At 66.1% G+C, this 14,433-nt stretch carries 13 protein-coding genes; 4 read left to right on the plus strand and 9 right to left on the minus strand.

From position 1 onward, the window contains the following. Nucleotides 1–36 precede the first annotated feature (36 nt). The 8 genes from mraY to coq7 all read right to left on the minus strand — a co-directional run bounded on the left by mraY (nt 37) and on the right by coq7 (nt 8,881). A complete protein-coding gene (gene mraY / locus AC1RQK_RS06385; RefSeq protein ID WP_017227540.1) occupies nt 37–1,206 on the minus strand; it encodes a phospho-N-acetylmuramoyl-pentapeptide-transferase in 1,170 nt (389 codons plus the stop codon). A gap of 80 nt (nt 1,207–1,286) precedes the next feature. Further along, nucleotides 1,287–2,702 (minus strand): UDP-N-acetylmuramoyl-tripeptide--D-alanyl-D-alanine ligase, encoded by a 1,416-nt coding sequence (locus AC1RQK_RS06390; RefSeq protein WP_492374445.1) that lies wholly within the window; start codon nt 2,700–2,702, stop codon nt 1,287–1,289. Continuing rightward, complete coding sequence (locus AC1RQK_RS06395) at nt 2,699–4,246, minus strand: UDP-N-acetylmuramoyl-L-alanyl-D-glutamate--2,6-diaminopimelate ligase (RefSeq protein ID WP_492374446.1); 1,548 nt, start codon at nt 4,244–4,246, stop codon at nt 2,699–2,701. Before AC1RQK_RS06395 ends, AC1RQK_RS06390 begins: the two co-directional genes overlap by 4 nt. After that, nucleotides 4,243–6,042: a peptidoglycan D,D-transpeptidase FtsI family protein gene (locus tag AC1RQK_RS06400; protein ID WP_492808082.1), complete on the minus strand. Its 1,800-nt coding sequence runs from the start codon at nt 6,040–6,042 to the stop codon at nt 4,243–4,245. Before AC1RQK_RS06400 ends, AC1RQK_RS06395 begins: the two co-directional genes overlap by 4 nt. After that, nucleotides 6,039–6,362: a cell division protein FtsL gene (gene ftsL / locus AC1RQK_RS06405; RefSeq protein WP_492808083.1), complete on the minus strand. Its 324-nt coding sequence runs from the start codon at nt 6,360–6,362 to the stop codon at nt 6,039–6,041. Before ftsL ends, AC1RQK_RS06400 begins: the two co-directional genes overlap by 4 nt. After that, nucleotides 6,359–7,372 carry a 16S rRNA (cytosine(1402)-N(4))-methyltransferase RsmH gene (gene rsmH, locus AC1RQK_RS06410; protein WP_492808084.1) on the minus strand — a complete coding sequence of 338 codons (1,014 nt, stop codon included), beginning with the start codon at nt 7,370–7,372 and terminating at the stop codon, nt 6,359–6,361. Before rsmH ends, ftsL begins: the two co-directional genes overlap by 4 nt. A 7-nt stretch (nt 7,373–7,379) precedes the next feature. Then, nucleotides 7,380–7,808, minus strand: a complete 429-nt coding sequence (gene mraZ / locus AC1RQK_RS06415) for a division/cell wall cluster transcriptional repressor MraZ (RefSeq protein ID WP_150986800.1) — start codon at nt 7,806–7,808, stop codon at nt 7,380–7,382. Between the two features lie 449 nt (nt 7,809–8,257). Beyond that, nucleotides 8,258–8,881: a 2-polyprenyl-3-methyl-6-methoxy-1,4-benzoquinone monooxygenase gene (gene coq7, locus AC1RQK_RS06420; protein ID WP_174423057.1), complete on the minus strand. Its 624-nt coding sequence runs from the start codon at nt 8,879–8,881 to the stop codon at nt 8,258–8,260. A 329-nt stretch (nt 8,882–9,210) separates the two neighbouring features. Here coq7 and AC1RQK_RS06425 point away from each other — a divergent pair, with 329 nt between their 5' ends. The 4 genes from AC1RQK_RS06425 (at nt 9,211) to AC1RQK_RS06440 (ending at nt 12,580) form a co-directional block, all read left to right on the plus strand. Then, nucleotides 9,211–10,323 carry a porin gene (locus AC1RQK_RS06425; protein ID WP_492808085.1) on the plus strand — a complete coding sequence of 371 codons (1,113 nt, stop codon included), beginning with the start codon at nt 9,211–9,213 and terminating at the stop codon, nt 10,321–10,323. Nucleotides 10,324–10,521: 198 nt separating this feature from the next. Then, complete coding sequence (locus tag AC1RQK_RS06430) at nt 10,522–11,538, plus strand: Bug family tripartite tricarboxylate transporter substrate binding protein (protein ID WP_492808086.1); 1,017 nt, start codon at nt 10,522–10,524, stop codon at nt 11,536–11,538. Between the two features lie 68 nt (nt 11,539–11,606). Further along, complete coding sequence (locus AC1RQK_RS06435) at nt 11,607–12,125, plus strand: MarR family winged helix-turn-helix transcriptional regulator (RefSeq protein WP_150986796.1); 519 nt, start codon at nt 11,607–11,609, stop codon at nt 12,123–12,125. Then, the gene (locus AC1RQK_RS06440; RefSeq protein WP_492374453.1) at nt 12,122–12,580 is read left to right on the plus strand and encodes a hypothetical protein; all 459 of its coding nucleotides are present in this window, start codon (nt 12,122–12,124) and stop codon (nt 12,578–12,580) included. Before AC1RQK_RS06435 ends, AC1RQK_RS06440 begins: the two co-directional genes overlap by 4 nt. Before the next feature lie 82 nt (nt 12,581–12,662). On the opposite strand, the gene AC1RQK_RS06445 is transcribed toward AC1RQK_RS06440, so the two are convergent. Next, entirely contained in the window at nt 12,663–14,345 is a 1,683-nt protein-coding gene (locus AC1RQK_RS06445) for a long-chain fatty acid--CoA ligase (RefSeq protein WP_492808087.1), read from the minus strand. Nucleotides 14,346–14,433: the final 88 nt, after the last annotated feature.

Here is a 14,433-nt window from a genome sequence, read left to right on the forward strand (position 1 = left end):
CGTTACTGCGTTAATAGATACGGATACGCGCTGGTTTCAGCGCAACTTGAGCGACGACAGCCCGATCAGCACCAGCAACATGGTGATGATCCAGAAGCGCACCGTCACCTGCGTTTCCTTCCAGCCCGACAATTCAAAGTGGTGGTGCAGCGGCGCCATCTTGAACAACCGCCTGCCCTCGCCGTAGCGCCGCTTGGTGATCTTGAACCAGCCCACCTGCAGCATCACCGACAACGTTTCCACCACGAAGATGCCGCCCATCACGAACAGCACAATCTCCTGGCGCACGATCACTGCCACCGTGCCCAGCGCGCCGCCCAGTGCCAGCGCGCCAACGTCGCCCATGAAGACCTGGGCCGGGTGCGCGTTGAACCAGAGGAAGGCCAGCCCCGCCCCCGCCAGCGCCGAGCAAAAGATCAGCAATTCGCCGGCCCCGGGAATATGGGGGAACAGCAAGTACTTGCTGTAGACCGAACTGCCCATCACGTAAGCAAACACGCCCAGCCCGCTGCCGACCAGCACCACCGGCATGATCACCAGGCCGTCCAGCCCATCGGTCAGGTTCACCGCATTGCTCGAACCCACGATCACCAGATAGGTCAGCACGATGAAGCCGGCCACGCCCAGCGGATAGCTCACTTCCTTGAAGAAAGGCACGATCAGGTTGGACTTGTAAGGCATGTCGAGCGACAAACCGCCTTCGACCCAGCCCAGGAACAGGTCCCACACCCGCACATTGCTGCTTTCCGATACCGAGAACGCCAGGTAGACCGCGGCCACCAGGCCGATCAGGGTCTGCCAGAAAAACTTCTCGCGGCTCGACATGCCGCGCGGATCGCGATAAACCACCTTGCGGTAGTCATCCACCCAGCCGATCGCGCCGTAGCCCAGGGTCACCAGCATCACGACCCAGATAAAGCGGTTGCCCCAGTCGCACCACAGCAACGTGGAGATAGCGATCGACACCAGCACCAGCACGCCGCCCATGGTGGGCGTGCCGGCCTTGACCAGGTGCGACTGCGGGCCGATGGTGCGCACCGCCTGGCCGATCTTGAGTTCGGTCAGCTTGCGGATCACCCACGGCCCTAGGCCGAGCCCGATCAAAAGCGCGGTGAGGTTAGCCATCACCGCGCGGAAGGTCAGGTAGTTGAAGACCCGCAGGAAGCTGTAGTCGTTTTGCAGCCACTGGGCCAGAGCCAATAACATCGTGTGTCCGTATTCCTTTCGACAACCACCCAGCGGCGCCGGGCTATCTGACTGATTGCGTAAATAACTATTGATGACGATTAATGCGCGGGAGTGTTTGCGACCAGCGCATCGACCATCCGTTCCATCCGCATGAACCGAGATCCCTTCACCAGTACCGCGCTTGCTGCCGCCACGGCACCGTCCTTGTCTTGCGCCAACGCCTGGGCGAGGTCCTCGGCCCGCTCGAAATACCGGGCTGTGGCGCCGAATGCCTGCACGGCGTGCACCATGGCCTCGCCGGTTGCCCACAGCGCCTCGATGCCGCGCGCGTTCGCGTAGGCGCCGATCTCCGTGTGAAAGGCCGGCCCCTGGTCACCCACTTCACCCATGTCGCCCAGCACCAGCAAACGCGGCGCGGCAAACCCGGCCAGCACGTCGATAGCCGCTCGTACCGAATCGGGATTGGCGTTGTAGCTGTCATCGATCACCAGCGTGCCGCCGGTGGCATGCTTGACCTGCAGCCGGCCCTTGACCGCGGCAAACCCGGCCAGCCCTGCCTGGATCGCCTCGATGCCGACGCCCGCGCCCAGCGCGCAGGCGATCGCCGCCAGCGCGTTGCGCACGTTGTGGGTGCCAAGCACCGACAGGCGGACCTCGAACGCAGCACCAGGCGCGCTGACCTGCATCACTTGCACGCCGTCGTCCAGAGCCACATCGGCGCGGACATCGGCGCTGGCATCCAGACCAAACGACAGCACGCGGCGCGCACCGGCTGCCTGGCGCCAGATGCCGGCATGCGCGCCGCCGCCTTCGGCGTCGAGCGGGAACACCGCCACGCCGTCTGCGGGCAACGCCGCAATCGCCGCGGCGTGTTCATGCGCCACGGCCTCCACGTTCACCATGAACTCCTGGTGCTCGCGCTGCGCGTTGGTCACCACCGCCACGGTAGGCTGTGCGATGCTGGCCAGGTAGACGGTCTCACCCGGGTGGTTCATGCCGAGCTCGAGCACGGCGAGCCGGTGCACGGCGGACAGCCGCAGCACGGTCAGCGGCAGGCCGATATCGTTGTTCAGGTTGCCGCCCGTTGCCAGGCGGGCGCCCTCCCCTACCGCCGCCGCGAAGATCGCGGCGATCATCTCCTTGACGGTGGTCTTGCCGTTGCTGCCCGTCACTGCGACCGCGGGCAGGCTGAAACGGCGGCGCCAGCCGGCGGCCAGCTGGCCCAGCGCCAGGCGGGTATCGGGCACCACGATGGCGGAAATGCCAAGCGCGGCGTCGGGCTCATGGTCCACCAGCACCGCGGCGGCGCCACGCGCCACCACGTCGGCCAGGAAATCGTGCGCATCGAAGCGCTCGCCCTTGAGCGCGACAAACAGGTCGCCGGGCTGGACCGTGCGGCTGTCAGTCAGCACGCGCGAGAACGCCCGGCTGGCTGCGCCATCGGGCCCGGAAAGACGCGCGCCGGCGATCCAGCCGGCGGCTTGCTGCAAATCGGTCATGGTGTATTGCGTCATGCTGACACCCCACGCGTGCCCAGCGTCAGCCGGACATGCTCGCGGTCGGAGAAAGGCCGCTTGCGGCCCTGCACCTCCTGGGTGGCTTCGTGCCCCTTGCCGGCCACCAGCACCACATCGGCTACGGTGGCGTGCTTGATGGCATACAGGATGGCAGCTGCGCGGTCCTCGATCAGGTGCGCGCGGCTGCGGTCGGCCATGCCGTCGGCAATGGCGTTCAGGATGTCTTGCGGGTCTTCGCTGCGCGGGTTGTCGCTGGTCAGCACCACCTCGTCGGCGAGCCGCTCGGCCACTTCGCCCATCAGCGGGCGCTTGATCGGGTCGCGGTCGCCGCCACAGCCGAACACGCACCACAGCCGGCCCTTGCGGGCCTGGGCCACGGGGCGCAGCGCATCCAGCGTCTTTTCCAGTGCATCCGGGGTGTGGGCGTAATCGACCACTGCCAGCGGCCCGTCCTGGCCGCCATGGCTGCCGCCGAACAACTCCATGCGGCCGTCGACCGGCTTGAGGGTGCGCAGCGCGTCGATGGCAGCAGCCCAGGCAATGCCGTTGGCCAGCGTGGCGCCCAGCACGGCGAGCAGGTTGCTGACATTGAAAGCGCCGATCATCGGCGTGCTGACATCGGCGCTGCCGAAGCTGCCATCCACATGGAAGGCCGTGCCGGCAGCGGTGGCGCGCACGTTGGTCGCGCGCAGCCACTGGCCTGTCTTGCGGGTAGGGGCGGCCGCGCCATCGATGCCGTATTCGATCACCTGCGCGGCGAGCGCAGGATTGGCCAGCAGGCGCCCCCCCATGGCATCGTCGCGGTTGATCACGGCGGCACGCAGGCCGGGCCATTGGAACAGCAGGGCCTTGGCCGCCTCGTACTCGGCCATGGTGCCGTGGTAGTCGAGATGGTCCTGGGTCAGGTTGGTCAGCACCGCCACCGCAAAGTGCGTGCCGGCCACGCGGCCTTGCTCCAGGCCGTGCGAGGACACTTCCATGGCGACCGCGCGCGCGCCGGCGCCATGCAGCGCGGCCAGGCTGTCCTGCAGCTGGACGGCGTCGGGCGTGGTGAAGCCGGTCGCCGTGAGCGCATCAGGAAAACCGGTGCCAAGCGTGCCGATGGTGGCGCAGCGCTTGCCCGCGGCCTGCAGCACGCGCGCCAGCCACTGGCAGCACGACGTCTTGCCATTGGTGCCGGTGATGCCGGTCACGGCGAGATCGCGCGCGGCGTTGTCATACCAGCTGGCCGCAATCGGGCCGGCGAACTGGTGCAGGCCCGACACGCCAAGATGCGGCACGCCTTCGCCATGCGGCCAGGCGAAACCATCGGCCTCAAAGACCACGGCGCTGGCGCCGCGGGCGATCGCCTGGGCGATATGGGGGCGCCCATCGGTCGACAGGCGCGCATTGCCCAGCACATAGGCAAAGAACACGTCGCCCTGGGCCAGACGGCGCGTGTCGCCCGTCAGCTTGGCGCCGGCGGGCGCGTGCTGGCGCAGCCAGGCCAAGGCATCGCCAGCCTGCGCGGCCACTTCGAGGGGGAGCAGCGTACGGGTCATTGCGTCGCGCTCCACGGTTCGCTTTCCTGCACCTTGTCGCTCACGACCAACTGGCGGATCGGCGAATCCGGTTGCACATTGAGCGCGCGTAGCGCGCCGCCGGTAATCGCGGAGAAGGCCGGGCCCGCAGCGGCGCCACCATAGTGGCTGCCGGAGGTAGGCTCATCCACGCTCACGGCCACGATCACGCGCGGGTTGGACATCGGCGCCAGGCCGATGAAGGAAGCCCGGTACTTGCTGCGGTCGTAGCCGCGGCCCACGTGCTTGTACGCCGTGCCCGTCTTGCCGCCAACCCGGTAGCCCATCACCTGGGCTTCAGGCGCAGTGCCGCCAGGCGCCGTCACCGTCTCCAGCATGGCCCGCACCTGGCGCGCCACCTCGGGCGACAGCACGCGCTCGCCAGTGACCGGGCCCTGGTTCCGGAACATGGTGACCGGGATCAGTTCGCCATCATGGGCGAAGATGGTGTAAGCGTGGGCGATCTGGAACAGCGACACCGACAGGCCGTAGCCATAGGACATGGTCGCCTGCTCGATGGGCCGCCAGCTCTTGTACGGGCGCACCCGTCCGGCCACGGCGCCGGGGAAGCCGATCTTGGGCGCCTGGCCCAGGCCCACGCTCATATACATATCCCACATTTCCTGTGGCTTGAGCAGCATCGAAATCTTGGTCGTGCCGATGTTGCTGGACTTCTGGATGATGCCGGCCACGGTCAGCGCCCCGTAGTTGTGGGTGTCGCTGATGGTGGCGCCTTCGTAGTTGAACTTGCCGGTCGTGGCAAATACCGTCGACGGCGTGACGCGCTTGAGCTGCAGCGCCAGGCCGATCGTGATCGGCTTCATCATCGAGCCCGGCTCGAAGGTGTCGGTCAGGACTCGGTTGCGCAGCTGCTCGCCCGACAGGCGGGTGCGGTCGTTGGGGTTGTAGGTCGGCCAGTTGGCCAGCGCCAGCACCTCACCGGTCTGCGCGTCGAGCACCACAGCGCTGGCCGCCTTCGCCTTGCTGCGCTCGACGATGGCCTTGACCTCGTTGTAGGCCAGGTACTGGATCTTGGCGTCGATGGAGAGCTGCTGGTCCTCGCCGTCGCGCGGCGTCTTGAGGATGCCGACATCCTCCACCACGCGGCCAAGGCGGTCCTTGATCACCTGGCGCGCGCCGGACTTGCCGGCCAGCACGCCCTCGCGCGCCAGCTCCACGCCTTCCTGGCCGCGGTCTTCGACATTGGTAAAGCCGACGATGTGCGCCATCGCCTCGCCTTCCGGATAGAAGCGCTTGTATTCGCGGGTCTGGTGAATGCCTTCGATCTTGAGCGCGGCGATCTTGTCCGCGACATCCTGCAGCACCTGGCGCTTCAGGTAGACGAAGCTCTTGTCTTCCGTGAATTTGCGGCGCAGTTCCTTGTCGCTCATGTCGAGCAGCTTGCTCAACTGGCGGATCTTGTCAGCATCGATCTCGTCGGGCACATCCTCCGGGACCGCCCAGATGGCCTTCACGGGCAAGCTGGTCGCCAGCACCAGCCCATTGCGGTCGAGGATCTTGCCGCGCGTTGCGGGCAGCTCGAGCGTGCGCTGGAAGCGCTTCTTGCCTTCGGCCTCGTAGAACTGGTTGCCCGGGCCCTGGATCCAGAGCGCGCGCCCAGCCAGGGCGACGAAGGCGGCGAACATCATGAACACCACCAGCTTCGAGCGCCACATCGGCAGGCGCAAGCCAAGCACGGGGCTAGCGGCGAACTGGCCGGTGCGCGGGCGCGAAGGGTTGCCGCGCTGGGCGTTTTGCGAGGGCCGGGCGATGGTCATGGCTTACTCCCCTCGGGTGCTGCAGCCGCGGGCGCGCTGGCGGGCGGCGCGTCCAGCACCACGCCGGCCAGGTATTGGGTCCTGCCGGGAAGCACCGGCGTCATCTTCAACTGTGTCCGGGCTGCGTCCGCGATGCGCGCGCTCTTGCCGAGCGAGCTCTGCAGGTATTGCAAGCGGGACCAGTCGATGTCGAGCTGCTTTTCTTCCGCTTGCGCGCGCTCGTGGGCGACGAACAGGGTGCGGGCTTGGTGCTGCGCGCTCACCAGCGAGAGCGCGCACAGCATCAGGGCAGCCAGCAGGAAGAAAGTCAGGCGGTTCATGGGCGGCCCGCCTTCTGGGTGGAAGCGGACGAAGGGGACGCCGGGGACGGCAGCTTCTCGGCCACGCGCATCACCGCGGAGCGGGCACGCGGATTGGCGGCAACCTCGTCGGCGCCCGGCTTGACCCGGCCGAGCAGCTTCAGCGTGGGCTGCGGCAGCTGGTCCGCGCGCAGGGGCGCGCGGCGCATGGCGGGATCGGCATTCTGCTGCGGACGGGCGTGCGCCTGCATGAACCGCTTGACGATGCGGTCCTCAAGCGAATGAAAACTGATGACCACCAGCCGCCCGCCTTCCTGCAACAAGTCGTAAGCGGCGCTCAGGCCGCTTTCGAGGTCCGCAAGCTCTTGATTGACGTGAATCCGTAGAGCCTGAAAGGTGCGGGTCGCAGGGTCCTGACCCTTCTCGCGTGTTTTGACGGCTTTCGCCACGAGCGCGGCAAGCTCGGCAGTAGTGGCAAGCGGTCCGCCATGGCCGGGTTCGCTCCGGCGAGCAACAACCGCCTTTGCAATCTGTACAGCAAACCGTTCTTCCCCATAGTCCCGTATCACCCTTGCGATGTCTTGCTCATCCGCTTGCGCCAGCCACTGCGCGGCGGTCATGCCGCGCGTGGTGTCCATGCGCATGTCCAGCGGTCCCTCGAAGCGAAAGGAAAACCCCCGCTCCGCGTCGTCGATCTGGGGTGAGCTGATGCCCAGGTCGAGCAATATCCCGGCGACCTTTCCCCGGCCCGCCAGCGCCGCCGGCATCTCGGCGAAGCTGGTGTGCTCAATGGAGAAGCGGGCATCCTTGATGGTGCCCGCCTCTGCGATTGCTGCCGGATCCTTGTCGAAGGCCACCAGTGCCCCGGCCGGGCCCAGCCGGGCCAGAATTGCCCGGCTGTGCCCCCCTCTGCCGAAGGTGCCGTCCACATAGACGCCATCGGGCCGCCAGACCAGGGCTTCGACAGCCTCGTCCAGCAACACGGTGCGATGGCGCAGGGCGGTGGTCCCCGGCGTTTGGGTTGAGCTCATGACCTCGTCAGAAAGAGAAATTCTTTAATGCTTCCGGCATGCCCTGCGCCATCGCCTGCTGTTCCTTGGCGGCGTAGGTTGCGGCATCCCAGACTTCGAAATGGCTGCCCATACCGAGCAGCATGACTTCCTTGTCGAGCAAAGCGGCGCTACGCAGCTCGGGGGCGATCAGCACCCGGCCCGCGCCGTCCATGTCGACATCAGCGGCATTGCCCAGGAAGATGCGCTTCCACCAGTGCGCGTCCATCGGCAAAGCCGCTATGCGACCACGGAAGTTTTCCCATTCAGGGCGCGGAAACAGCAGCAGGCAGCCGTCCGGGTGCTTGGTCAGCGTTACCCGGCCCTCGGCCTGCTGTTGTAGCGCTTCACGGTGCCGCGCCGGAATCGACATCCGGCCCTTGGCATCCAGTGACAGCGCCGATGCGCCCTGAAACAAGCTAGCTCCCCGGTCCGCGCCGGCATGCTTGCCACCGGCTGGCGCGTGAATCCTTTAAATCCGACGTTGGGCGATGATCCCATAGCCAGACTGCGTTTTCACACAAAAACACACTTCCTCACACTATTTCCCACTTTAGAGGAAGCGATTTCACGGGTCAAGGCTCGTTGTGGGGCAACAATCCGGGTTTTTTTAATTAGAACAATGACTTAGCGCGCACACCTCGCGCACCGAAAAAGTGAATTCCCAATGAAATGAAGATCTTATGGAAGAAAGCAGAGAAACCACCTGAGAACAACTGAGGAAGGAACTGCCTGCAGCAGGAAAAACGGCCGAGCCGGACCGATGGAAGGATACAACGTTTTCGCGTCTACCCCGCGTGCGGGGGGTACCTGGCTTACCGGCGCGCGAGGCGCCGGGGCGGGGCTTCCCGCCTCCGTCGCCGTCCCTCAGATCCGATACGCGGCGGTGGTCATCACCTTGGAGGCCGCCCGCATCATCGCGCGCACCGGCGAGGGCAGCGGCATGCCGCCCGCCTCGCGGGCGGCGGCGCCGTGCCTCACCTCGTCATCGCGCATCTGCTCCAGGATCGCGCGCGACCGGTCGTCGGCAACGGGGATCTGCTCGAGATGGCCATTCAGGTGCTGCTCGACCTGGTACTCGGTCTCGGAGACGAATCCCAGGCTGACGCGGTCGCCCGCTCGCCCCGCCGCCCAGCCGATGGCAAACGCGCCCGCGTACCAGAGCGGGTTGAGCAGGCTGGGACGCGAGCCGAGCTCGCGCAGGCGTTCGGCGCACCAGCCGAGATGGTCTTCTTCCTCGCGCGCGGCCTCATCCATCTGCGCGCGAACCTGCGGCGTGCGCGCGGTCAGCTTCTGGGCCTGGTAAAGGGCCTGCGCGCAGACCTCACCCACGTGATTGATGCGCATGAGCCCGGCCACGTGGCGGCGTTGCGTCTCGTCGAGGCTCTGCGCATCGGGCGCAAGCGCCTCGGCAGGATTGGCGCGGCTGGCGCGGGTGACGCCTGCGATCGCGCGCAAGGCCACATCGAATTCGCGAATCAAGGTATCCATGGATGCATGGCTGGTGGTTGCTCGGAGCGGTTCCGCGTCCCACGCCCTGGCGAAGGGGGAAATGGACCGATGAATACGCTCTCGGGATTTCCCGCATTGTACCGTGGCGGACTTGCCGGGCCTCTCCCGCGTGGCCCGTGCCGGCAAGGGCCAGATACTCCAAAACCCTGAGTTGTGAAAAGCTGACAAGGGCAGTGAACCCGATTGTGAATCGAAGGCGGTTTGTTACAGTAGTTGGCAGCTTCTGACGAAGTTGGGTAAGCGGAAAATGGAGACTCAGGAGGTTTCTCCGCTGGCCACCAATAATTCTTACACGGAGATCATCGAGCATGAAAAAATCGCTTCTCGCGCTGGCTGCGTTGGGTGCATTCGCGGGTGCCGCACAGGCCCAGTCCAGCGTGACGCTGTACGGCGTTGCGGATATGAACCTCGAATACGTCAATCATCTCGGCGTTGCGCCGTCGGCCGCCAACGGCTTCAATACCGGCCGAGGCAACTCTGTCTTTCGCATGTCCTCCGGTGGCCTGTCCGGCTCGCGCTGGGGCCTGCGCGGCGTGGAAGACCTGGGCGGCGGCTTGAAGGCGCTGTTCGTGCTCGAAAACGGCTTCGCCCTCGACACCGGCTCGCTGCAGCAAGGCGGCCGGCTGTTCGGTCGTCAAGCGTACGTGGGTATCGAAAGCGCCCAGGCTGGCCGCTTCACCTTTGGTCGCCAGTACACCACGCTGTTCGACCTGCTCGCCAACTTCTCGCCCAGCGGCTACGCCACCCAGTATGAGCCGGTGGTCGCCCAGCTCGGCCTGAACTTCCGCTCCGACAACACGGCCAAGTACACGGGCGTATTCGGTCCGGTGACCGCGATCGCGCACTGGTCCTTCGGCAACGGCGTGGCAGGCAACGGCGAAGTCCCGGGCCAGTTCCGCCGCGACACCGGCTACGGCGCCGGCGTGGGCTATGCTGCCGGTCCGTTCGGCGCAACCATCGCCTACGACCAGTACAACCCGACCCTGAGCGCGACCGGCGACACCGGCACGTTCAAGAAGGCGGCAGTGGCAGGCAGCTATGCCTTCGGCCCGGCCAAGATCATGGGCGGCTATCGCTGGGGCCAGGCCAAGGCACAGAACGGCGCGCCCATTCTGCGCGACAACTACTACTGGATCGGTGCCAACTACCAGGTCACCGCACCGCTGGGCCTGACGCTGCAGTACAACTATGACGACGTCAAGAACCTCGGCGGCGTCAACGTCAAGAACCCGTGGCAGGTTTCGTTCATCGCCGACTACAACCTGTCCAAGCGCACCGACGTCTACCTGACGGCCGCGTACGCGAAGAACGCCGGCCTGAATTTCGACACCTCGGCAATCAGCTTCGCCAACGGCTACTTCCTCGGCTCCAACAACGACAACATGCTGGGCGTCGGCGTGGGTATCCGCCACAAGTTCTAAGCGCATCCGCGCGGCACTGCAAAGGCACCTTCGGGTGCCTTTTTTCATGGCGCTGCCTCGCCTTCCTGTCCTAGGGCATCACCTTATCGGCACATTGTTATGCCGACACTACAATGCAGCAGCCTTCGGGATGTATCGGCGATGCGTACCACGCCATCGCGCCGTCCGGCAAAACGCAGGCACCCATAAGGAGACCCCATGCACCGCACCCGCCGCCGCGCGACCCACAGGCTGCTTGCCACCCTCGCCGGTGCCTGCCTTGGCCCCCTTGCCTGGCAAGCGCCCGCGCAAGCCGCGGATCCCTACCCCAGCAAGCCGATCCGCCTGGTGGTGCCGTTCCCCGCCGGCGGCACGACCGACATCCTGGCGCGTGCAGTGGCCGCCGAGCTGTCGAAGCTCCAGGGCTGGAACGTAGTCGTCGACAACCGGCCGGGCGCGGGCGGCAACATCGGCACCGACATGGTCGCCAAGGCCGCGCCGGACGGCTACACGCTGCTGATGGGCACGGTGGGCACGCATGGCATCAACCAGTCTCTGTACGGCAAGCTGCCGTTCGACCCGGTCAAGGACTTCACCCCCATCACCGAGGTGGCCTCGGTGCCCAATGTACTGGTGGTCAACCCCGCCTTCGCGCAGCAAAACCGCATCAACAGCGTCACGGACCTGATCGCCTATGCGCGCGCCAACCCCGGCAAGCTCAATATGGCGTCGAGTGGCAACGGTACCTCGATCCACCTGGCAGGCGAGCTGTTCAAGACCCAGACCCGTACCTTCATGGTGCACTTCCCTTACAAGGGCAGCGGCCCGGCCCTGACCGACCTGGCCGGCGGCACCATGCAGCTCATGTTCGACAACCTGCCCTCGTCGATGGCGCTGATCAAGAGCGGCAAGCTCAAGGCGCTGGCGGTCACCAGCGCCAAACCCTCGCCGGCGCTGCCGGGTGTGCCAACGGTGGCAGAGGCGGCCCGCCTGCCGAGCTTCGAGGCCAGTTCCTGGTTCGGCTTGCTGGCGCCTGCCGGCACGCCGCATGAGGTCGTCGCGCGCGTCCAGCAGGAAGTCACGCGCGCGCTGGCCACGCCGGCCATGCGGGAAAAGATGCTGGCCCAGGGCGCCGACCCGGTCGGCAACACGCCGGAGCAGTTCGCCGCCTTTATCCGCGCCGAGCTCACCAAGTGGGCCAAGGTGGTCAAGGACTCGGGCGCCAAGGTGGATTGAGGCGCGCGCCGGCCCGTGGCGACGTGCAAGCGCATATACTTGAGGCATCAAACAACCAGCGTGCCGCGATGCCCACCCCACCTGCCGCCGAGGCCCCGCCCAAGGCCGGCGCCGAAGAAGCGCCGGTCGATCTCGAAACCAGCGCCGACGATAACGCCCACGACGCCCTGCGCCTGTGGCTGCGCCTGCTGACCTGCACCAATCTGGTCGAGGCCGACATCCGCTCCCGGCTGCGCCAGGATTTCGCCTGCACCCTGCCGCGCTTTGACCTGATGTCCCAGCTCGACCGCCATCCGGAGGGCCTGAAGATGGGCGAGCTGTCGCGCCGCATGATGGTCACCGGCGGCAACGTCACCGGCATCACGGACCAGCTCCAGCAAGAAGGCCTGGTCTCGCGCGAGGCTTTGCCAAGCGATCGCCGCGCTTACCTGATCCGGCTCACGCCGGCCGGACGCACCGCGTTTTCCAAGATGGCGCGCGCGCATGAAGACTGGATCGAGCAATTGTTCGGCGGCCTGCCCCAGACCGACCGGCGCGCCCTGTTCCGCTTGCTGGGCCGGCTCAAGACCGGGCTGGTGAGCGCATGAACGCAGCCCGCTCGGGACCGGGCACGCTTTGCGCCGCGCTGCTGACGCTGCTCCTCGCGGCTTGCCAGAGTACGCCGCCAGGACCCGAGGTGTCACCGCTCAACGTCACCATCAAACTAGGGCGCATCGGCGCAAAGACGTTGGTGGGCCAGGTCGACATGCCGGACAACGGTGCGGTGAGCACCGCCGTGGGCGTTGGCGGCGGCGCATGGAACGGCGGTGGCTGGAGCGGCGCAGGCGTTGGCTTTTCCGTCGACCTGAACTCGTTGTTACGCCCGCAGCCGCGGCCGCGCATGGACCTGTTCCAGTACACGGTGGCGCCACTGGATGGCAGCGGCGGCAACGTCATCGTCAATGGCCCTGCGGCACCTGGTCTGGAGCCCGGCGCCTGCGTGCGGATGGTCTATCCCGACGGCGCCCCCGAGCCGCTGCTCGTGCCCTCGCGGGAATGCTGACGCGCCCCGCTGAATGAAAAACGGCCTCCCTTGCGGGAGGCCGTTCTTGCTGCGGCGTGCGTGGCTGGCTTGCGCTCTTCGCTCAGGCCGCCTTGCGGCTGTCGCGCAGCTCGCGGCGCAGGATCTTGCCCACATTGGTCTTGGGCAACTCGCTGCGGAACTCCACGAACTTGGGCCGCTTGTAGCCGGTCAGGCGCTCCTTGCAGAAGGCGATCAGCTCGGCTTCCGTCAGCGCGGGATCCTTGCGGACCACGTACAGCTTGACCACTTCGCCCGAATGCTCGTCCGGCACGCCCACCGCTGCCACCTCCAGCACGCCCGGGCACTCTGCGGCCACGCCTTCGACCTCGTTCGGGTACACGTTGAAGCCGGACACCAGGATCATGTCCTTCTTGCGGTCGACGATCTTGGTGTAGCCGCGCGCGTCCATCACACCGATGTCGCCGGACTTGAAAAAGCCGTCGGCCGTCATGACCTTGGCGGTCTCGTCCGGGCGGTTCCAGTAGCCGGCCATCACCTGCGGGCCGCGGATGCAGATCTCGCCAGCCTGGCCGAGCGGCACGTCCGCGCCGTCGTCGTCGCGAATGGCGATGTCGGTCGACGGCAGCGGCAGGCCGATGGTGCCGGAGAACGCGTCGGAATCAGTCGGGTTGCAGGTCGCCGAAGGCGAGGTCTCCGACAAGCCGTAGCCCTCGATGATCGGGCAGCCCGTCCTGGCCAGCCACTTCTTGGCCACCGCTTCCTGCACCGCCATGCCCCCGCCGTTGGCCACGCGCAAGCCGGAGAAGTCGACCTTGTCGATATCCGGGCTGTTGATCAGCGCGTTGTACAGCGTATTGACCGCCGGGAACATGTTGAACTTGTACTTCTGCAGCTCCTTGATGAAGCCGGGGATATCGCGCGGATTGGGGATCAGCACGCTCAGGCCGCCGCTGCGCATGCCCAGCAGGCAGCAGACCGTCAGCGCGAAGATATGGTACAGCGGCAGCGCCGTGATGGTGATCACCTGGTCGATCGGTGCACCCTTGGCCAGCGCCGGCTGCATCCAGGCTTCGGACTGCAGCACGTTGGAGACGATGTTCCGGTGCAGCAGCACGGCGCCCTTGGACACGCCAGTGGTGCCACCGGTGTATTGCAGGAAGGCAACGTCGTCTGGACCCGTGGTGGCAGGCTGCAACTGCATGCCGCGCCCCTCTGCCAGCACTGCGTTGAAGCGCACGCAGTTGGGCAGCTCCCAGGCCGGCACCATCTTCTTGACGTTGCGCACCACGAAATTGACGATCGCGCCCTTGAGGCCGCCCAGCAGGTCGCCCATGCTGGCCACCACCACATGCTTGACCTGCGTGGCGGACAGCACTTGCTGCAGCGTGGTGGCGAAGTTCTCGAGGATGACGATGGCTTCGGCGCCGCTGTCCTTGAGTTGATGCTCGAGTTCGCGCGGGGTGTAGAGCGGATTGACGTTGACCACGACAAAGCCGGCACGCAGCACCGCGGCCAGCACCACCGGATACTGCAGCACGTTGGGCATCATGATGGCCACGCGCGCGCCCGGCTTGAGCCCGCGCGACTGCAGCCACGCTGCGAATTGCCGCGACATGCGGTCGAGTTCGCCGTAGGTGATCGACTTGTCCATGCACACAAAGGCACGGCGATCAGCATAGGTGCGGAAGGACGCCTCGAGCAATTCGGCCAGCGAGCGGAACTGACTGCTATCGATCTCGGCAGGCACGCCGGCCGGGTAATGCTTCAGCCACAGTCTTTCCATGCACCGTCTCCTGATTTTCTGAATGGTCGTTCGATTTTCGACAGATGCTAAACGCGCGACCCGGTTAAGACAACACGTTAGATGAAGT

Source organism: Cupriavidus sp. GW822-FHT02D05 (genome assembly GCF_058802485.1).

Excerpts from the sequence above, each read along its gene's own strand:
- mraY (WP_017227540.1), bottom strand. The coding sequence starts at position 1,206 with ATGTTATTGGCTCTGGCCCAGTGGCTGCAAAACGACTACAGCTTCCTG.
- AC1RQK_RS06390 (WP_492374445.1), bottom strand. The coding sequence starts at position 2,702 with ATGACGCAATACACCATGACCGATTTGCAGCAAGCCGCCGGCTGGATC.
- AC1RQK_RS06395 (WP_492374446.1), bottom strand. The coding sequence starts at position 4,246 with ATGACCCGTACGCTGCTCCCCCTCGAAGTGGCCGCGCAGGCTGGCGAT.
- AC1RQK_RS06400 (WP_492808082.1), bottom strand. The coding sequence starts at position 6,042 with ATGACCATCGCCCGGCCCTCGCAAAACGCCCAGCGCGGCAACCCTTCG.
- ftsL (WP_492808083.1), bottom strand. The coding sequence starts at position 6,362 with ATGAACCGCCTGACTTTCTTCCTGCTGGCTGCCCTGATGCTGTGCGCG.
- rsmH (WP_492808084.1), bottom strand. The coding sequence starts at position 7,372 with ATGAGCTCAACCCAAACGCCGGGGACCACCGCCCTGCGCCATCGCACC.
- coq7 (WP_174423057.1), bottom strand. The coding sequence starts at position 8,881 with ATGGATACCTTGATTCGCGAATTCGATGTGGCCTTGCGCGCGATCGCA.
- AC1RQK_RS06425 (WP_492808085.1), top strand. The coding sequence starts at position 9,211 with ATGAAAAAATCGCTTCTCGCGCTGGCTGCGTTGGGTGCATTCGCGGGT.
- AC1RQK_RS06430 (WP_492808086.1), top strand. The coding sequence starts at position 10,522 with ATGCACCGCACCCGCCGCCGCGCGACCCACAGGCTGCTTGCCACCCTC.
- AC1RQK_RS06435 (WP_150986796.1), top strand. The coding sequence starts at position 11,607 with ATGCCCACCCCACCTGCCGCCGAGGCCCCGCCCAAGGCCGGCGCCGAA.
- AC1RQK_RS06440 (WP_492374453.1), top strand. The coding sequence starts at position 12,122 with ATGAACGCAGCCCGCTCGGGACCGGGCACGCTTTGCGCCGCGCTGCTG.
- AC1RQK_RS06445 (WP_492808087.1), bottom strand. The coding sequence starts at position 14,345 with ATGGAAAGACTGTGGCTGAAGCATTACCCGGCCGGCGTGCCTGCCGAG.